The organism is Nocardia sp. CDC519 (assembly GCF_059509835.1).
Map to the genome: position 1 here is coordinate 5,804,153 of NZ_CM183377.1, position 18,413 is coordinate 5,822,565.

The following is an 18,413-nucleotide window of genomic DNA, read 5'->3' on the forward strand; positions in this document are numbered from 1 at the left end:
ACCGCATCGACCGCGAATCCGAGCATTCCCACCGCGACGCCCGGCACCGATTGGAGAAAGACACAACCGCATCAGGTCCCGGCGCGGAGGCGGCGGCGCGGGCCGCGTACAGCCGGTAGCCTCGTCGGGGAGCGTTGTCACAACGGACCAGGGGGCGTGCATGAGCGCGGACACGGCGCACATCGTGGGAAAAGTGTTGATGCAGCTCGCCGAACCCGAAGGCCGCGCCGACCCCTACCCGCTGTATGAGCAGCTACGGGCCTGCGGACCGGCGGTTGCCGCCCCCGACGGGACCATCGTGGTCACCGGATACCGTGTGGTGTCGGCACTGGCACGCGACCATCGGCTGCGCAAACGGCCGGAAACCTCGCTTGCCGCCAACGGATTCCCGCACTGGCAGCAGCGGCCCGGGTTGCGGTTGATCTTCGGCAGCATGCTGGTGGCCAACCCGCCCGAACACACCCGGCTGCGGCGGCTGGTGTCCGCCGCGTTCACCAGCAGACGAGTCGCCGGGCTGCGGCCGGCGATCGAGAAACTGGTCGACGGGCTGCTCGACCGGATGCACACCGCCGCCATGAACGGCCCGATCGACTTCATCGACGAATTCGCATTCCCCTTGCCGGTCACCGTGATCGGTGAACTGCTCGGCATCCCCGCAGCCGACCGGATGCGCTTCCAGCCACTGGTGCGGGACTGGACCGCGGTCCTGGACCGGCTCGACGAACCCACCGTCGCCGCCGCCGACACCGCGGCCGACACCATCACCGACTACCTGCGCGAACTGATCGCCCGCCGCCGCCGCGAACCCGCCGACGATCTGCTCTCCGCGCTCGCCGCCCCCGACGACGGACTGCCCGACGACGAACTGATCACCATGGCCGCGCTGCTGTTCGCCGCCGGATTCGAAACCACCACCGGCCTGCTCGCCAACGGCCTGCGCGCCCTGCTCGACCACCCCGGCCAAGCCCAGCAGTTGCGTGAACGCCCCGAACTGGCCACCACCGCGGTCGAGGAACTGCTGCGCTACAACTCCCCCGTGCAGCTGCTCACCTCACGCACCGCACCCGAAGCCATCGACGTCGCCGGACTCCACCTCGACGCCGGCCGGCGCGTGGTCATGCTGCTCGGCGCCGCCAACCACGACCCCGACATCTTCGACCACCCACACCACCTGCGACTGGACCGCGATGGCGAACCACCGCTGTCCTTCGGCGGCGGCATCCACTACTGCCTCGGCGCGCCCCTGGCCCGCCTCGAAGCCCAGATCGCCTTCCCCGCCCTGCTACGCCGCTTCCCCGGCCTCGCCCTCGCCGCCACCCCCGTCCCCCGCGACGGGCTGGCCCTGCACGGGCTCGTGCACATGCCGATCCACCTGCACTGACCGCGACGTCACAGCGACCCGCGTCCTGGTCGGCGAGAACCAGCCACCCCGCCCGCTGGTGTGCCGCTCGAACAGGCAATGACCAGCTGTCACACTGGTGGCGAGCAGGTGGGAGGCCTAGATGAGTGTCGTATCAGCGGAATCGGCGCCGGCGACCGCATGGGCGCAGCACCGGCGGCGCCTGTTCGGAGCGAGCTGGGAGGCGCTCGAGGCGCACCTGTTCACCGACTATCCGCACATTCAGCTGCTGCTCCGGGTCCGCGGACGGGTCCTGCCGTGGCGTGGTGGCTGGTATTGCGCCGCCGCGGTCACCGTCGCCGCCGCCGGTGTGGTCGCGTTCTGGCTCGGCTCCGCGCACCCGCGTGCCGCCTGGATGATCGCCGGCACACTGATGGGCGTCTGCGCCGGACTCCAGATCACCGGTTGGGTGCGCGCCTGGCGCGGCTACGGCACCGGCGCCGACGCGATATGGGGCGGCGTGGTGTTCACCGTCGGCTTCGCCCCCGCTATCGGCATCGGGATGCTCGAAAGCCGGATCTGGGGCTCGGCCACCGGCGGCACCACCCCCACCCCCGTGTTGTACCTGACGCTCGTCGCGCTGGCGCTGGGATTCACCGGCTTGCACGCCACCTCACTCGGCCCCGCCCCGGGCAGCCACCGCTACCAACGCGCCCTCGACGCCGTCGCCGCCCTCCCCGACCCCGCCCGGCAGCGCCTCGACGCCGACCTCGCCACCGCGCTGCGCCTGCTGCGCGACCGCCGCGTCATCACCCCCACCGAGTACCGCGACGCCACCGCCGCACCACTGGGCGGGCTCGTCGCCGCGATGACCAACCGATCCCCGAACTGACCGCTGCTCCACAGGTCAGGCGTGGAGTCGGCACCACAGTCGCACGCCGCCGCGGTAACGCCGCAGCGCCCCCACCTCACCGACCACGAGAGGTGAACCATGCATGACACTCGGCCTCGACTTCCCCCGACCCCGACCCGGGCCTGCTGACGGTGGTGCGTGCACCGTCGCCGCCACTGATCCGGATCACGCTGAGCACCGATCTGCCCGCCCGCACCCAAGGGTGGCGGCGGGTCCGGGCGCGGACCGTCCTTGCCGGCATCGACTCGATCGACACCCTCGAGCGGCATCTGCGGCGATAACTCCGCCGCTGTCTCGACACCCGCGGATCAGCGCAGGCCTGCTCAGCGGATCCTGATGCGGCGCAACGACGCCGCTATCGGGTGAGAGTCTTTTCCACCAGGTCCAGGAAGGCATCGACTTCCTGTTCGTCGTATCCACGCTGACCGAAACGCGGCCGCCGGAACGCGATGTCACGAACCTCCGCCGGGGTCAACCGATCGGTACCACGCAAGGTGGCTTCGACCCGGTCGAGAAAACCATCCACCTCATCCTCCCGATAGCCGCGCGCACCGAACCGCGGCCTGCTGAACGTGACCGCGCGGACGTCGTCTGCGGTGAGTCTCATCGCTGCCTCCTCGACCGGCTGATCGATCCATTGTCGTCGCACCGCCGCTGGTTCGCCGTGCGAACCAGCGATCGACGGTGCTGCTACCGCGCATCCGCGCGATGATCGTCGAAGGCGACCGCGACATCGGGCAGACCCGACGCGTCGGCCACCACGGCGGCGGCCCGTTCGACGCGGCGCCGCAGACCCGCGGGCAGCGCGGCGAATCCGGTCACCGTGAGGAGGTTCTCACCACGCCGGTAGCGCCAGATACCCACCACCTCACCGGCGTCGAGTACCGCGCCGGGCGCCGACACCGGCCGCCACACCAGCCGGCGACGGGCCGGCTCGGGCACCAGCAGAACACGATCGGCGTGCCGCAGATACGGATCATGCGGCGGAACCAGCACGCTGCCCTCGGCCGCCGCCGCGGTGCGCAGATCGTCGACGAGGGCGGCGGGCAGGCTATAGCGTCGCCCGTCGACGGTGACCGGCACCAGATCGGCGGCCTTCCACACGCCGGCCACATCCGCCGGTTCGACCCCGAGCCATTCGGCGAAGAGGGCTCGGGTGGTCGGGCCGTTGATTCCGAAGAAGGTGTCGAGCAGCCGAGCGCGCGCCTGCCGCGGACGCTCACGTGGATGCGCGGGCGCGGGCCGCAACACGGTGCCGCGCCGATCATCCGAACCCACCAGGATCTGCGCGCGACAGCCCGCGGTCCGGAACAATGCGTCGGGCACATGCCGCGCCTGGCAGCGTTCACACCAGCTCACCAACGTGTCCGGCACGCATTCGGTGACCCGAGTGCTGGCGTCGGACTTCGAGATCGGGCCGGTGACCACCGCACGCAACGCCTCGGCGACGGCCTCCACCGCGGCGACCAGATCCGCGCCTCCGGAGTCGGTGGGCAGCGGCGTATTGGCCGCGGTGACGAAGTCGAGTCGATCCAGCCGATGCACATGCGGTGCCCCACGTACCGACCACATCGCCACCAGCGGCCCGTCCGGACCGATGACCGCGGACACGGAACGAGCTCGCAGCGATCGCAGCGCGCCATCGGGTCGCCCGTCCTGGATGCCGAGCAGCAGCAGCTCGTCCAGATCCGTGCCGTCGGCGCCGAAGCCATGGCGCTGCCAGCGGTGACCCAGCCACCGTGATCGGTCGACGACGAGCGCGCCCGCCATCACTCCACTCTACGAGCCTGCGCCCACCCGCCGGGCGTGGGTGTAGATGAGGCGGGCGTACTCGGTGAGCAGCCGGTCCAGTCCGATCGGCTGCTCACCGGTCGCGGTCTGCTGGAACCCGATCAGCATCGCCATCCCCAGTTCGGTGACCACGGCGGCGGTCTCGTCATCGCCCACCACACCCTTGATCGCCTTGTGCACGGTGCGCCGACGGGATTCGTCGACCCGCTTGACCGCCAGATTCACCGATTCGTCATTGGCCGCCCACGCGCGGATGGCGGCTTCGGCGGCATGATGCAGGCCCAGCGCCAGATCGGACATGGCGCGGATGTCGTCGTCGGGATGGCCCTGATTGAAGTTCAGGGTGCGCAGGATCAGGACCTGGCGGTTTTCCCAATGGTCGAGCAGGGCATCGACGAAACCCTGCCAACTGCCGAAATGATGGTAGAAGGAGCCGCTGGTGACACCGAGGCGCCGGCACAGCACACCGATATTGAGGTTTTTGAAGCCGAGTTCGGCCAGCACTTCCAGTCCGGTGTGAAAGTACTGCTCCTTGGTGACCACTCGTGACATACGGCGCCGTTCTTCTGGTATGGGCTGGGCGGAAGGACCGAACGGTACCCCATCGTGTCGTCGGCTGGCCCGAGGGTAGCCGAGTCGCGACGCCGATTACAGAGTGCCACCGGGTACCAGTTACCTGATGAAACATTAAGCGCGGGAAGGGAACAGGACGCCGCACACCCGAACGCCGCAGGGAACCGACGATGCGCGGCACCCGGGCAGCGGTACCAGCACTCGCCTACCTACGTGACGGCTGCGCCGATCACACCCCAATAACAGAGCACCCGCTCTGTTATAGTGGCGGCATGCCCCGCCCGCGCATCCACGACCCCGACGCCGTCCTCGACGCCGCCGAACACCTGGCCGCGCGCTCCGGTCCCGCCGCGGTCACCATCCGGGCCGTCGCCACCGCCACCGGGATCTCCAACGGCGCGATCTACCACAGCTTCGGCTCGCGGGCCGAGCTGCTGGCACGGACCTGGCTGCGGGCGGCACACCGGTTTCTGGACTTGCAGACCGCGCAGGTCGACGCCGTCCTCCCGGCCGCACCGCAGCCGGGCTCCGCCGCCTGCGTACGCGCCGTCGCCGCCGCCGCGGCCACGCCCGCACTGTTCGCGCGCGAGCACCCGGACTCCTCGGCGCTGTTGCTGACCATCTCCCGCGAACAGCTGCTCGGCGACGAACTGCCCGAGGCCATCGCCGACGAACTCGCGGGCACCGATCGAGCCTTGGTGGGTTTGATGATTCGGCTGGCGCAGGCGATGTGGGATCGCCGCGACGGCCGCGCCGTCGCCGTCATCACCACCTGCCTGGTCGACCTCCCCACAGCGATCCTGTTGCGCCGCCATCAGATCGACGCACCCCATGCCCGGCGGCAGCTGGACGCGGCGGTACGCGCCGTCCTCGACGTCGGACCACCCGACCACATCCCGAAGAACAAGGAGCCCTGATGCCCGCCCTCGACTACCACGACAAGATCGCCGTCCTCGATCTCGGTGACGGCGAGAACCGCTTCTCCCCCACCTTCCTCGACGAGCTGAACGCCCACCTCGACACCGTCCTCGCCGACGGCGCCCACGCCCTCGTCACCACCGCGAGCGCCAAGTTCTACTCCAACGGCCTGGACCTGGAATGGCTTTCGGCCAACGGCGAACGCGCCGACTGGTACGTCGCCCAGGTCCACAGCCTCTTCGCGCGCGTGCTCACCCTCGGTGTGCCGACCGCCGCGGCCATGCCGGGCCACGCCTTCGGCGCCGGCGCGATGCTCGCCATCGCCCACGACTTCCGCGTCATGCGCGCCGACCGTGGTTACTTCTGTTTCCCCGAGGTCGATATCCGGATCCCGTTCACCCCCGGCATGGCGGCCCTGATCCAGGCCAAGCTCACCCCGCAGGCCGCGGTCGCTTCCATGACCACCGGCCGCCGCTGGGGCGGTGTGGACGCCGCGGCCGCCGGCATCGTCGACGCCACCGCACCCGAAGGCGAACTCGTCTCCGCCGCAACCCAGCTGCTCGCCCCGCTCGGCGCCAAGGATCCGGGCACCCTGGCCGCCATCAAGCAGACGATGTTCGCCACCGCCGTCGAAGCGCTCACCTAGTCCCTCGGAGGCGCCGGGATATGCCGGCCGGCGGTGCTGGACCGCCGCTCCGTCCGGCAGCCCTGTGGCGCCCGGACCAAGACGCCACAGCTCATCTCAGTCGTGGCCGTAACGCTCACGGGCCTGCCCAGCATCGTGTGCCGGCACACCTGATGCGGTGAACACTGTTGCCGGCGCACGGCATACGACTAGGGTGAGGCGATGACGCAGTCGACAAGACCTGGTGGGGTCCTGCGCTTTTGGCGGCTATCCGGGCCGGGGGCGAAGTTCTTGGCGCCGATCGTCCCGTTCTGGGTGGTGCTGGAAACCACCGGCAGGCAATCCGGTCTCCCGCGGCGCAAACCGCTGGCGCGCGGCATCACCGACGGTGAGCAGATGCTGCTGGTGTCGGTGCACGGGCGTCGCGCGGACTGGGTGCGCAATATCGAGGCCGATCCGCGGGTGCGGCTGCGCACCGGGCTGCGCTGGCGCAGCGGGATCGCCTCCATCGAGCCGCTGACCCCGCAGCAGCTGGCCCGCTTCAACAGCTACATCCGTTCGGCCGCGGCCCGATTCGCGATGGACGGCACCGAACAAGTCCTGGTGCGCATCGACACCGCCGCCTCCGCACGCTGAGCTGACGCCGGTTCGAGGAGGTTCCGTAGTTCGCGCCGCCGGATCAGCAGTCCGTGCCATTCCTGCCCCGGCACGCGGTACCGGTGTTCGACAGCAGGAAAGCCCGGGATAGCCCGGTTCAGTAGCTCACAGGCGCACGCCGAGCAGGGCGTCCACCGCGGTCGCGATCGCGGCGGGGGCGTCGGTGTCGGTACCGCCGTAGGTGAGGGCCTCATCGGTCCAGTTGTCGATGGCGGCCAGCGCCTTGGGGGTGTCGAGATCGTCGGCCAGATGCTGACGCAGCCGGGCGATGGTGTCGGTCGCTGCGCCCGCGGCGGGCAGGGCGGCAGCGCGGCGCCAGCGGTCCAGCCGGGCCACAGCCTCGTCGAGCACGGCGTCGGTCCACATGCGGTCCTGGCGGTAATGGCCGGCCAGCAGCCCCAACCGGATCGCGGCCGGATCCACCCCGGCGCGGCGCAGCTTCGATACCAGCACCAGGTTGCCCCTGGACTTCGACATCTTCTCCCCGTCCAAACCGATCAACCCGGCGTGGACGTAATGGCGGGCGAAGCGGCGGCCGGCGACCAGCGCCTCGGCGTGCGCGGCCGAGTACTCGTGGTGCGGGTAGATCAGATCGCTACCGCCGCCCTGGATGTCGAACTCGGTGCCCAGCCGGTTCACCGCGATCGCAGCGCATTCGATATGCCAGCCCGGGCGTCCCGGCCCGAACGGCGACGGCCACGACGGCTCACCCGGGCGGGCCGCGCGCCACAGCAGCGCGTCGATGGTGTCGCGTTTGCCCGGACGGTCCGGGTCGCCGCCGCGTTCGGCGAACAACCGCTCCATGGTGGCCCGGTCATAGCCGGATTCGTAACCGAACTGTTCGGTGGCGTCCGCGCGGAAGTAGATATCGGGGAATTCGGCATCGTCGACGGTGTAGGCGGCGCCGGAGGCGAGGAGTTTGCCGACGAACTCGACCACCTCGTCGACCGATTCGATGGCGCCGATGTAGTCACGCGGCGGCACGATCCGCAGCGCGGTCATGTCCTCGCGGTACAGCTCGATCTCGCTGGTGCCCAGCTCGCGCCAGTCGACGCCGTCGCGAGCGGCCCGTTCGAACAGCGGGTCGTCGACGTCGGTGACGTTCTGCACGTAGTGCACCTCATGGCCGCGGTCGCGCCAGATCCGGTTGATCAGATCGAAGGTGAGGTAGGTCGCGGCGTGGCCGAGGTGGGTGGCGTCGTAGGGGGTGATGCCGCACACGTACATGGTGGCGGTGGCGCCGGAAGTCACCGGGCGCACCTGCCGGTCGGCGGTGTCGTACAACCGCAACGGGGGTCCTGCTCCGGGGACCGTCGGGATCGGGGTATCGGACCAGGACTGCATTCTTCGAGGGTAAAGGTGGCGTCGACGCCGTCGGCGCCCACCCCGGCGCACACGCGTGACACGGCATGCGATACGCGGGCGCGGACCTGCACGGAACCGGCCGCGCGGCGATGTCAAGGGTTTGGCTCAGGCAGAACCGATGCCCCGGGGAACGCTCAGAACGCCGGCCACGGAATGGGCCGCGCGGTCACCGGCAGAGGCATGACCGGCTCGTCGAGCAGCCGCTTGGCGCGATCGAGCAACGCGTCGATCTCGGCATCGGTGATATGCGCGGACAAGGTGTCGGCCAGCTCGCCCGGCAGGGCGTTGGTGAAGGATTCGATATCGGCGATCAGGGCGTCGTCGATGGGCCGGCCGGCCCAGCCCCACAGCACGGTGCGCAGTTTGTGCTCGGTGTGCAGGCAGATGCCGTGGTCCACGCCGTACACCTGGCCGTCGATGCCTTCCAGGGCGTGCCCGCCCTTGCGGTCGGCGTTGTTGAGCAGCACATCCAGCACCGCCATCCGGTGCAGGCGCGGGTCGTCGGCGTGGATGAGCGAGACCTCGTTGCCTTCGGGGTCCAGTGCGCGCAGCACCTCGCAGAAGCCCTCCGGTACCGCGCCCGGCGGGCACAGGTCGACCAGGTCGAGACGGTGACCGCGGTCGGTGTGGTTGTCGGCGGCGGTGATCCAGCGCTGCACCATGCCAGGCCCGAACGGGCCATCCCGCAGGATCGTCTCCGGGATCACCGACCAGCCCAGCGCCTGGGAGATCAGGTAGGAGGCCACTTCGCGGCCGGCGAGGGTGCCGTCGGGGAAATCCCACAGCGGCTGTTCCCCGCGCACCGGCTTGTACACCACCCGCAGCGGGGCTTCGCCGTCACCGATATCGCAGACGAGGGTGAGGTTGCTCGCGGTGGTCACGCGCCCGATCACCGTCAGCTCGCCGGTGGTGAACTCGTCACCTGCCGCGGGCACGGTTCACTCCTCCAGCTCGGTGGCGCCGAAGATGTCACCGCGTTTGTAGCCGTTGGTGCGCACGCACATGTGCCCGCGCGCCGACAGCGGTTCCCCGCACAGCGGGCACGGTGGGCGTCCGGCCGCGATCACGCGCGCCGAGCGCAGCGCGAACTCGCGGGCCTGCATCGGGGTCAGGAACACCCGGACCGCGTCGGGGCCTTCCTCGGTGTCGTCGAGCACCACCGATTCGTCGACCTCGGTTTCGGTGATCGCCAGCAGTTCGACCACGACCGCGCCGGCGTCGGCGTCCCAGCCCAGGCCCATGGTGCCGACCCGGAACTCGGCGTCGATCGGGGTGACCAGCGGCGCGTTGTCGCTGACGTCGTCGGCTTGCGGGGGCACCTCGGCGCCGAAGCGGCGCGCCACCTCGTCCAGCAGCAGACCCATGCGGTCGGCGAGCACCTTCACCTGCTGCTTTTCCAGCAGCACGCTGACCACCCGGGGTTCTTGCACGGCCTGCAGGTAGAACGCGCGATCGCCCGGCTCACCGACAGTTCCGGCGACGAAACGTTCGGGGGTGCGAAATACATGGATTGCTCGTGACACATGCACCTCCTGATACGTGATCATGTTCGGCCCGCGGCGCCCGTATCGGGGTCGACGCGGCCGCGAGTGCCCGGTTCGGCCGACTACTCATGACAAGGAATCGCTGGGCCGCGCATTCCCATTATCCGTGTTCCCGGCCGCACCGATCTCACCCCCGGGCACCGGACCCGACTCGGCGGACGCACGAGCGGGTACGGGGGCCAGGCCGTCGAGATCGGGGCCGGTGTCGTTGATCCGGGTCACATACGGCGCGGTCGGGGTGTAGCGGACCACGCTGATGGAGGCCGGTTCGACCACGATGCGCTGGAAGCCGTCCAGGTGCAGCCCGAGCGCGTCGGCGAGGACCGATTTGATGACGTCGCCGTGCGTGCACGCCACCCACAGCACGTCGCCGCCGTGCGCCTCGGCCAGGGTGCGGTCGTGTTCGCGGACCGCGGCCACCGCGCGGGTCTGGACGTCGGCGAGGCCTTCGCCGCCGGGGAACACCGCGCCGGAGGCGTGCCGTTGCACGACCTTCCACAGCGGTTCCTGCAGCAGTTCGGAAATCGCCCGGCCGGTCCACTCGCCGTAGTCGACTTCGGCCAGCCGCGCCTCCACCACCGGTTCCAGGCCGGTTTTCTCGGCCAGCGGGGCGACGGTGCGCTGACAGCGCAGCATCGGTGAGATCACGATCTGCTGGATCGGGAGCCCGCCCAGGCGTTCGGCGACCGAGCGGGCTTGTTCGGCGCCGCGGTCGGTGAGTTCGACGCCGGGGCTGCGGCCGGCCAGTGTGTGCGCGGTGTTGGAGGTCGACACACCGTGGCGCAGCAGAATCACCGTCATGGCGCCAGCCTAGCGATCACGTGGCCGACACCACCCCGCCCGCGAGCAGACCCATCACGACCACACCGAGGACGATGCGGTAGCCGACGAACCAGTAGAGGCTGTGATTGCTGACGAAACGCAACAACCAGGCGACCGAGGCGTAACCGGCGGCGAAGGCGATGAGCGTCGCCACCAGCAGCTGCGCGCCGCTGGCATTGAGGCCCTCACCTGCGGGTTCGAACGCGTCGGGCAGGCTGAACAGGCCCGAGGCGGTGACGGCGGGGATGGCGAGCAGGAACGAGAACCGCACCGCGGCCTCGCGTTCGAGACCGAGGAACAGACCCGCGCTGGAGGTGGCGCCGGAACGGGACACGCCGGGGATCAGCGCCAGGCACTGCGCCAAGCCCATGATCAGGCCGTCGCGGGTGGTGAGCTGTTCGATCGGGCGGGTCTTGCGGCCGTAATACTCGGCGGCCGCGATCACCAGCGCGAACGCGATCAGCATGAACGACACCAGCCACAGGTTGCGGGCACCGGTGCGGATGACGTCTTTGAACAGGAACCCGAGCACACCGATCGGGATGGTGGCGATGATCACATACCAGCCGATGCGGTAGTCGAGTTCGCGTTGCGCGTCGGCGTCGGGGTCGTAGCCGAGTGGCCCCGATCCGGTGACCACGGGCAGTTTCGTGGTGACCTGTTCGCTGAGCGGCACGGTCTCGCGGGAACGCTGGGTCAGCTTCTCGAACACCGTTGAACACCACACCTTCACGATGCGCCAGATGTCCTTGGCGAAGAACACCAGCACCGCGGCCTCGGTGCCGAGCTGGGTGACGGCGGTGAAGGAGGCGCCCGCGTCGTCGCCGAAGAACACCGACGACACGATCCGCAGATGTCCGGAGGAAGAGATCGGCAGGAATTCGGTCAGCCCCTGCACCAGGCCGAGCACTATCGCCTGGAGCCAGGTCATCGACTCGCCTATCACTCACCCTCCTGTACTGCCGCCGAAATGTCCGTTCCGAGAAGATGATTGGTTCATCGGCGGGTGACCCCGGCGTTCGGACCGCTATCTCGCAGCGACAGTACCGTGTCGACCTCGACGACGCCGGACGGGGTTGGGCGCCTGCGGTGTGGCCCACACGACGCGCGACCCGGCGCGCGAGAGGGACCGCACCGGCGGATCAGGCTCTACGCTTGGCGCCGTGACGAATGCGCGGACACGGTGATGGAACAGCGGACGGTCGGTCGCAGCGGCCTGCGGGTGTCGCGGATCGGGTTGGCCACCCACACCTGGGGCAGCCGCACCGATGCCGACCAGGCGGCGGTGCAGTTGATGGCGTTCGTCGAGGCCGGTGGCACCCTGGTCGACACCTCCCCGGTCTACGCCGGCGGCGCGGCCCAGCGGATCCTGGCCGATCTGCTCGGCGATCTGGTCTCCCGCGACGATCTGGTGCTCAGCGGGTGCGCGGGTCTGCATCCGCGGCCCGCCCCGCCCGCCGCCGACGGCACACCCCCGCTGCCGCAGGTTCCGGGCATCGGTGTGGACACCTCACGCCGGACGCTGCTGCGGCAACTGGATCGCACCCTCCTCGAACTGGGCACCGATCATCTCGACATCTGGCATATCGCGGCCTGGGATCCGCGCACCCCGCTCGAGGAGGTGGCCGCCACGGTGGAGTTGGCGCTGCGTTCGGGCCGGGTGCGGTACGCGGGTGTGCGTGGGTTCACCGCCTGGCAGATGGCGAGCCTGGCCGCGATGGCGCCGATCACCGTCACCCAGACGCCGTATTCGCTGCTGGCGCGCAGCGCCGAGGACGACACCGTGCCCGCCGCGGCCCACCACGGCGTCGGCATGATCGCCACCGCACCGCTGGCCGGCGGCATCCTCACCGGCAAGTACCGCGACGGGGTTCCCGCCGATTCCCGCGGCGCCGATGAAGCCACCGCCGCCGAGATCCGCGGCAGGCTCGACGACCGCGCCACCCGTGTGGTGGACGCACTCGTGACCGCCGCGGACGGGTTGGCGACCTCACCGCTGGCGGTCGCGCTGGCCTGGATCCGGGACCGCCCCGGAGTGGCGAGCATGTTCGTCGGCGCCCGCGATATCGGCCAGTTGACCGGCGTGCTGGCCGCCGAGACGCTCGAGCTGCCGCGGGCCATCGCCGCCGCGCTCGACGATGTGAGCGCGCGCACCGACTAGCCGTGGTGGATTGCCCGCGCGCCAGGGGATTCGGCTGTGATCTGCCGGACCGAGGCCGCACCGCCGGCGGACCCGCCGTTAGGCTTGCCTTCATGAGGTATGACCGTGTCCGATCCGGGTGGGTCCGAGCGCTGCTCGCGGTGCTCGCTCTCGGCGTGCTGGTGGTGGCGACCGGGTGCGATGCCGGCAGTCAGGGCGCCGTCGACGGCCGCCGCGGCCCGGCCACCGCGCAGCTGGCCGACGCGGCGCCGGTGCCGATCGGCCCGGAACCGACCCCGGTCCTGCCCGCCACGGTGCGCTCCTTCGACGGCACCGAGGTCACCGTCGGCTCCGCCGACCGCATCATCGCCGCCGACCGCTACGGCACCCTGATGCAAACGGTGTGGGCGCTCGGGCTCGGCGACAACCTCGTCGGACGCTCCACCGCCGGCGTGTTTCCCGAAGTCGCCGATCTGCCCAACGTCACCGGCGGCAACGGCTCACTGAACGTCGAATCCATCCTGGCGTTGCGCCCGACGGTGTTCCTCACCGACACCACCAGCGCCTCACCGGCGGTGCGCGAGCAGCTGCGCGCCACCGGCGTCACGGTCGTCTACTTCGATCCGCAGCGCACCATGGAAGGCGTCGTCCCGCAGATCGAGGCCGTGGCCGCCGCGCTCGGTGTCCCGGATCGCGGTCAGGCGCTGGCCCAGCGCACCCGCGACGAGATCGCCGCCGCCTCCGCCGCCGTGCCCGCGCAGAATCCGCCGCTGAAGATCGCGTTCCTGTACCTGCGGTCCACCGCCATCACCATGCTGGCCGGGCCGGGTTCGGGTGCCGATGCGTTGATCGCCGCCATCGGCGGGCGCGACGCAGGCACCGAAGCCGGGGTGAGCGAACCGTTCACCGCGATCACCAGCGAAGCCATGATCACCGCCGCCCCGGATGTGCTGCTGGTGATGACCGACGGCCTGAAATCGGTGGGCGGGGTCGACGGGGTGGCCAAGATCCCGGGGATCGCGCAGACCCCGGCCGGGCGCAATCAGCGCATCGTGGACATGTCGGATGCGGTGCTGCTGAGCTTCGGGCCCAACACCGGTCGCGTCATCGAGGCGCTCAGCGAAGCCGTCTACGGTCCGGCAGGCGCATGAGCGTCATCCCCGGACGCGGTGGGCTCACCGGCGCGCGGCGCGGCAACGAACGGCCCGTCGGCGCGAAGGCTCGGCAGATCACCGGCATCTCACCGCGCCATGGCCGTCCGGGCCGCCGCGGGGCGGGCTCATGAGCGAGCAGGTGAAGCTCGCCGAACGACGGCCGGCGACAGCCCGCTGGTCCCGCACGACCGTGGTGTTCGCGGTGGCGATCGCGGCGCTGATCGTGCTGGCGCTGGCGTCGGCGGCGATCGGACAGGTACCGACGAGCATCGCCGAAGTGACCGGATCGGTACTGCACCGCATCGGCCTGGACTGGGGGCCGATGCCCGCGCATCCCGCAGGCGAGGTGACGCTGTGGGAGGTGCGGTTCCCGCGGGTGATGCTGGCGATCCTGGTGGGCGCCGCGTTGGCGACAGCCGGTGCGTTGTTGCAGGGTGTGTTCGCCAATCCGCTGGCCGAACCGGGCGTGATCGGAGTGTCGGCGGGTGCGGCGGTCGGCGCGGGCACCGTCATCGTGGTGGGCGGGGCGTTCGTGGCGGCCTGGTCGGTAGCCGCGGCCGCGTTCGTCGCCGGTTTGGCGACCACGGCGCTGGTGTATCTGCTGGCCCGCGCCAACGGCCGCACCGAGGTGGTGACGCTGGTGCTCACCGGTGTCGCCATCAACGCCTTCGCCAGCGGCCTCATCGCGTTCCTGCTGTTCGTCGCCTCGCCGGCGGCGCGCGACCAGATCGTGTTCTGGCAGTTGGGCAGCCTCAACGGCGCCACCTGGTCGGCGGTGTGGGTGGTGGCCGTGCTCACCGTCGTCGGGGTGTGCGCGGCGATCGTGGTGGCGCCGAAACTGGATCTGCTGTCGCTGGGTGAATCGGCGGCCCGGCATCTCGGTGTCGATGTGGAGCGGTTGCGGCGCAACGTCATCGTGATGGTGGCGATCCTGACCACCGCCGGTGTGGCGTTCAGCGGCATCATCTTGTTCGTCGGGCTGATCGTGCCCCACCTGGTGCGCATGCTGGTCGGGCCGGGGCATCGGGTGCTGATCCCGCTCAGCGCCGTGCTCGGCGCGGTGGTGTTGCTGGCCGCCGACGTGGCCGCCCGTTCGCTGGTCGACAATGCCGACCTCCCGCTGGGCATGTTGACCTCGCTGATCGGCGGCCCCTTCTTCTTCTGGCTGCTGCGCCGCACCCGGGCACGCTCGGGAGGCTGGGCATGATCGAGCGGCCTCGCGCGCCGAGGGGTCCCGGCGCGTCGCGCACCGCGCGCCGGGCGGCACATGATGCTGGGACCATCCACCGGCCCGCCGGCCGGCCACGCCCGGTCGGTCCATGCGACCGGCTCGTGTTAACCGATGCGGCGGGCATCGCCGTTGTGGCAACGCCCGAGAACACTGCGGGCCGTACACCGAGGATGGTCGCCGGATGACCGGGCTCAAGGCCGGATTGGACACGGTGTTCGCCCGGGCACATGAACTGCCGGCCGCGCCCGACCGTGGCTCGGTGACGTTGCGCGCGAGCGGGGTGAGCGTCGACCGCCGCGGCGGTGGCGCGAAGGTGCGCCGAGTGCTCGCCGAGGTCGATTTCGAGGTCGCCGCGGGCGAAGTGGTGGCGTTGGTCGGCCCGAACGGTGCCGGCAAATCGACGCTGCTCGCCGTGCTGGCCGGCGAACTGGATCCCACCGAAGGCACTGTCGAACTCGACGGCCGATCGGTCACCCAGTGGACGCCGCTGGATATGGCCCGCCGCCGCGCGGTGCTGCCGCAGAGCCACACCGTGGGGTTCCCGTTCTCCGCCGGTGCGGTGGTGGCGATGGGCCGCGCCCCCTGGCAGCGCACCACACTGCGCGAACGCGACGACGAGATCATCGCCGCGGCGATGGCCGCCACCGATGTCACCCACCTGGCCGAGCAGGCGTTCCCCACCCTGTCCGGCGGCGAACGGGCCCGCGTCGCGTTGGCCCGTGTCCTCGCCCAGGACACCGCCACCCTGCTGCTGGACGAACCGACCGCCGCCCTCGACCTCGGCCACCAGGAGGCCGTGCTGCGCCTGGCCGCCCAGCGCGCCGAGGCCGGCGCGGCCGTCGTCGTCGTCCTGCACGACCTCGGCGTCGCCGCCGCCTACGCCGACCGCGTCGCCGTCCTCGACGCAGGCCGCATCGCCGCCGACGGCCCACCCCGCGAGGTCCTCACCACCGAACTGCTGACGCGGGTCTACCAGTACCCGGTCGAGGTGCTCGATCACCCGGTGACGGGTGCGCAGCTGGTGTTGCCGGTGCGCGGCGGAATCGCCGGGTAGGCGGCTGGTCCGGGAAGCCGCGCCGGCGTTCGCGCCCGAGCTGCGCGCAGACGCCGCGGCCGAGTGATCGGACCGGCCTCGACAGTGATTGGCGCCGTTGGCGATCGATCACACGGCGCGCCCTGGAGTATGTGGTCTCCGTAGTCTGGCGGAATGGACGTTGTGGAGCTCGGCGGCGCACCGGCCTGGGATATCGCGGGCCCGGCCGCTGCCGCGCCCGCGGGTGCCGCGATCATCGGCTACCGCGATGTCGGTGGCACCGGATTGGATCTCCAGGTGGCCGGGGCGGCGGCGGTCACCCTGGTGGTTCCGTTCGGGGACGCCGACCCCGTCGTCGAGGACGCGTTCGGGCGGCGCAGGGTCGGCGGCTTCCTCGCCGGGCTGCCGCTCGAAGCGATGCGCGTGCGCAGCGAACGAGCCGAATGCGTCGAGGTCCGTGTGTCGCCGATCCAGGCCTACTCACTGTGGGGCGGTCTCGTCGCTGAATTGGGCCGCGGCGCGGTCGATCTGGAGGATCTCTGGGGTCCGCGTGCCCGGCGACTGCGTGCGCAACTGGCCGCCTGCCGCAGCTGGGATGAGCGTTTCGCGGTGACGAAAGCGTTCCTGGCGCAATGGGACAACTCGGCGCGCACCCCGGATCCGGAGATCCTGGCGGGTTGGCATCGCATCATCGGCTCCGGTGGACAGGTCCGCGTCGGTGAGCTCGCCGCGTCCGTCGGATGGAGCCACAAACGGTTCGGGGCGCGATTCGAGTCGCAGATCGGCCTCACCCCCAAGCGGGCGGCGATGCTGGTCCGATTCCGGTGCGCGGTCGACGCGCTGCTGGCCGGACGACCCGCCGCCGAGGTCGCCGCCGAGTGCGGGTACGTCGATCAGGCCCATCTGTGCCGTGACGTCTCGATCTTCACCGACCGCACACCGGGCGCGCTGACCACGCACTATCTGCCGCCGATCGCCCGGCACCGGCACCGGGCGTGGGGAGAATTTTTCCAATACCGGCCGGGGCGGGCCGGTCGATAGTGGTGGGGCCTCGGGCACGGTCGGTGAACCGGCCGCGGCTCGAATCCGCACCCATCGACACCGAGAGGACCTTCGCCGTGACCGACACCCTCGAGCCCGCCGCACTCCAGACCGCCCTGGACGCAGTGCATCACGCAGGTATGCCAGGAGTTTTCGCGGAGGTACGTGCCGGCGAGCACACCTGGCAGGGCGCCGCGGGCGTCGCCGATCTGGCCACCGGCCGCCCCGTCAGCGCCGACATGCGTCACCGCGTCGGCAGCCTCACCAAGACCTTCACCGCCGCCGCCGTCCTACGGCAGGTCGAGGCAGGCGCGATCGGACTGGACACACCCATCGGCCATTACCTGCCGCGGCTGGTACCCGGCGAACGAGGTTCGGCGATCACGGTCCGGATGCTGATCAATCACACCAGCGGGCTCGCCGAATATCTCCCGCACGCCTACCCGTCGCTGGCAGCCTTCCCCGATCTGGCCGCAACGACACCGGCGAGCCTGGATGAGCAGCGGTTCACCCACTTTGCGGCGACCGAGCTGATCGAGATGGGTGTGTCGGCACCCGCGACCGGGAAGCCCGGTGCCACGCCGGGGGTGTACTCGAACACCAATTACCTGCTGCTGGGCCAACTCCTGGAGTCGGTCACCGGGGACGCGGCCGAGAAAGTCATCACCCGTGACGTCATCGAGCGGGCCGGACTGCGCGACACCGAACTGCCGGACGGCCCGTACCTCACCGGCCCGCATTCACTGCACTACGAGGCATGGTTCGGCATGATCGACCCGCCCCGCGACTACAGCGTGTACGACATGTCGTGGGTCGGGCCCGCGGCATCACTCATCTCCACCGTCGCCGACCTCAACCGCTTCTACCGCCTGCTTGCGGACGGCGAGATCATCAGCCGGGAATCGCTGACGCAGATGCAGCGCACCGTCCCGGTCATCTCCTTCGAAGGCGAGCTCATCGACTACGGCCTGGGCTTACAGAAAACGACCATCCCCGGTCACGGCACCTTCTGGGGCCACGAGGGCTCGGCCTGGGGTGCCGGCGCGGTATCGATGATCAGCGACGACGGCGCCCGCCAGATGTCGGTGATGGTGAACCTCCAGCGCTGGAAAACCCCCGGCTCCCTCCGCCGACCCTATCCCATCGATACCGCACTCGAAGCGTTCACCCGCCTCGCCCTGTGTGATTGATTCCCGCTTATGGGCGTATGTGTCGGCGTCCGGTGGCAGGATAGCGAAGCCTGACTTCGCCGAACTGCTGCTCGGAT

General features: G+C 70.3%; 20 protein-coding genes. 12 read left to right on the forward strand and 8 right to left on the reverse strand.

Annotation, left to right across the window (positions count from 1 at the left end; all coding sequences use genetic code 11):
* Positions 1 to 160: 160 nt before the first annotated feature.
* From AC5W7N_RS26260 to AC5W7N_RS26270, 3 genes are all read left to right on the forward strand, one after another.
* Positions 161 to 1,381: a cytochrome P450 gene (locus AC5W7N_RS26260; protein ID WP_495922427.1), complete on the forward strand. Its 1,221-nt coding sequence runs from the start codon at positions 161 to 163 to the stop codon at positions 1,379 to 1,381.
* A 121-nt stretch (positions 1,382 to 1,502) separates the two neighbouring features.
* Positions 1,503 to 2,231, forward strand: a complete 729-nt coding sequence (locus tag AC5W7N_RS26265; protein WP_495922428.1) for a hypothetical protein — start codon at positions 1,503 to 1,505, stop codon at positions 2,229 to 2,231.
* A gap of 155 nt (positions 2,232 to 2,386) precedes the next feature.
* Positions 2,387 to 2,533: a hypothetical protein gene (locus tag AC5W7N_RS26270; protein WP_495922430.1), complete on the forward strand. Its 147-nt coding sequence runs from the start codon at positions 2,387 to 2,389 to the stop codon at positions 2,531 to 2,533.
* Between the two features lie 74 nt (positions 2,534 to 2,607).
* Here the strand turns inward: AC5W7N_RS26270 and AC5W7N_RS26275 are convergent, their stop codons facing one another.
* From AC5W7N_RS26275 to AC5W7N_RS26285, 3 genes are all read right to left on the reverse strand, one after another.
* Entirely contained in the window at positions 2,608 to 2,859 is a 252-nt protein-coding gene (locus tag AC5W7N_RS26275; protein WP_163815431.1) for a DivIVA domain-containing protein, read from the reverse strand.
* Between the two features lie 83 nt (positions 2,860 to 2,942).
* On the reverse strand, positions 2,943 to 4,022 hold the full coding sequence (locus AC5W7N_RS26280; protein ID WP_495922431.1) for a DNA glycosylase AlkZ-like family protein: 1,080 nt from the start codon (positions 4,020 to 4,022) through the stop codon (positions 2,943 to 2,945).
* 9 nt (positions 4,023 to 4,031) lie between these two features.
* Positions 4,032 to 4,595, reverse strand: a complete 564-nt coding sequence (locus tag AC5W7N_RS26285) for a TetR/AcrR family transcriptional regulator (RefSeq protein ID WP_036537348.1) — start codon at positions 4,593 to 4,595, stop codon at positions 4,032 to 4,034.
* Positions 4,596 to 4,888: 293 nt separating this feature from the next.
* Here AC5W7N_RS26285 and AC5W7N_RS26290 point away from each other — a divergent pair, with 293 nt between their 5' ends.
* From AC5W7N_RS26290 to AC5W7N_RS26300, 3 genes are all read left to right on the forward strand, one after another.
* Entirely contained in the window at positions 4,889 to 5,533 is a 645-nt protein-coding gene (locus AC5W7N_RS26290) for a TetR family transcriptional regulator (RefSeq protein ID WP_490725113.1), read from the forward strand.
* On the forward strand, positions 5,533 to 6,180 hold the full coding sequence (locus AC5W7N_RS26295) for an enoyl-CoA hydratase-related protein (RefSeq protein ID WP_175585968.1): 648 nt from the start codon (positions 5,533 to 5,535) through the stop codon (positions 6,178 to 6,180). Before AC5W7N_RS26290 ends, AC5W7N_RS26295 begins: the two co-directional genes overlap by 1 nt.
* Before the next feature lie 201 nt (positions 6,181 to 6,381).
* Entirely contained in the window at positions 6,382 to 6,795 is a 414-nt protein-coding gene (locus tag AC5W7N_RS26300; RefSeq protein ID WP_163815423.1) for a nitroreductase/quinone reductase family protein, read from the forward strand.
* Positions 6,796 to 6,921: 126 nt separating this feature from the next.
* On the opposite strand, the gene mshC is transcribed toward AC5W7N_RS26300, so the two are convergent.
* The 5 genes from mshC to AC5W7N_RS26325 all read right to left on the reverse strand — a co-directional run bounded on the left by mshC (position 6,922) and on the right by AC5W7N_RS26325 (position 11,478).
* Positions 6,922 to 8,160 (reverse strand): cysteine--1-D-myo-inosityl 2-amino-2-deoxy-alpha-D-glucopyranoside ligase, encoded by a 1,239-nt coding sequence (gene mshC / locus AC5W7N_RS26305; RefSeq protein WP_495922433.1) that lies wholly within the window; start codon positions 8,158 to 8,160, stop codon positions 6,922 to 6,924.
* Positions 8,161 to 8,315: 155 nt separating this feature from the next.
* Positions 8,316 to 9,116, reverse strand: a complete 801-nt coding sequence (locus AC5W7N_RS26310) for an SCO1664 family protein (protein WP_194990897.1) — start codon at positions 9,114 to 9,116, stop codon at positions 8,316 to 8,318.
* Between the two features lie 3 nt (positions 9,117 to 9,119).
* Positions 9,120 to 9,704: a DUF3090 domain-containing protein gene (locus AC5W7N_RS26315; RefSeq protein ID WP_014351002.1), complete on the reverse strand. Its 585-nt coding sequence runs from the start codon at positions 9,702 to 9,704 to the stop codon at positions 9,120 to 9,122.
* An 87-nt stretch (positions 9,705 to 9,791) separates the two neighbouring features.
* Entirely contained in the window at positions 9,792 to 10,526 is a 735-nt protein-coding gene (locus AC5W7N_RS26320; protein ID WP_195019339.1) for a histidine phosphatase family protein, read from the reverse strand.
* A 16-nt stretch (positions 10,527 to 10,542) separates the two neighbouring features.
* A complete protein-coding gene (locus AC5W7N_RS26325; RefSeq protein ID WP_163815414.1) occupies positions 10,543 to 11,478 on the reverse strand; it encodes an undecaprenyl-diphosphate phosphatase in 936 nt (311 codons plus the stop codon).
* A gap of 255 nt (positions 11,479 to 11,733) precedes the next feature.
* Here AC5W7N_RS26325 and AC5W7N_RS26330 point away from each other — a divergent pair, with 255 nt between their 5' ends.
* The 6 genes from AC5W7N_RS26330 to AC5W7N_RS26355 all read left to right on the forward strand — a co-directional run bounded on the left by AC5W7N_RS26330 (position 11,734) and on the right by AC5W7N_RS26355 (position 18,336).
* Entirely contained in the window at positions 11,734 to 12,708 is a 975-nt protein-coding gene (locus AC5W7N_RS26330) for an aldo/keto reductase (RefSeq protein WP_163815412.1), read from the forward strand.
* 92 nt (positions 12,709 to 12,800) lie between these two features.
* The gene (locus tag AC5W7N_RS26335) at positions 12,801 to 13,838 is read left to right on the forward strand and encodes a heme/hemin ABC transporter substrate-binding protein (protein ID WP_163815410.1); all 1,038 of its coding nucleotides are present in this window, start codon (positions 12,801 to 12,803) and stop codon (positions 13,836 to 13,838) included.
* Between the two features lie 130 nt (positions 13,839 to 13,968).
* On the forward strand, positions 13,969 to 15,048 hold the full coding sequence (locus tag AC5W7N_RS26340; RefSeq protein WP_495922437.1) for a FecCD family ABC transporter permease: 1,080 nt from the start codon (positions 13,969 to 13,971) through the stop codon (positions 15,046 to 15,048).
* A 205-nt stretch (positions 15,049 to 15,253) separates the two neighbouring features.
* Positions 15,254 to 16,126: a heme ABC transporter ATP-binding protein gene (locus AC5W7N_RS26345; RefSeq protein WP_195007145.1), complete on the forward strand. Its 873-nt coding sequence runs from the start codon at positions 15,254 to 15,256 to the stop codon at positions 16,124 to 16,126.
* A 153-nt stretch (positions 16,127 to 16,279) separates the two neighbouring features.
* Positions 16,280 to 17,146, forward strand: a complete 867-nt coding sequence (locus AC5W7N_RS26350; RefSeq protein WP_495922439.1) for a helix-turn-helix domain-containing protein — start codon at positions 16,280 to 16,282, stop codon at positions 17,144 to 17,146.
* Positions 17,147 to 17,223: 77 nt separating this feature from the next.
* Positions 17,224 to 18,336, forward strand: a complete 1,113-nt coding sequence (locus AC5W7N_RS26355) for a serine hydrolase domain-containing protein (RefSeq protein WP_495922441.1) — start codon at positions 17,224 to 17,226, stop codon at positions 18,334 to 18,336.
* Positions 18,337 to 18,413: the final 77 nt, after the last annotated feature.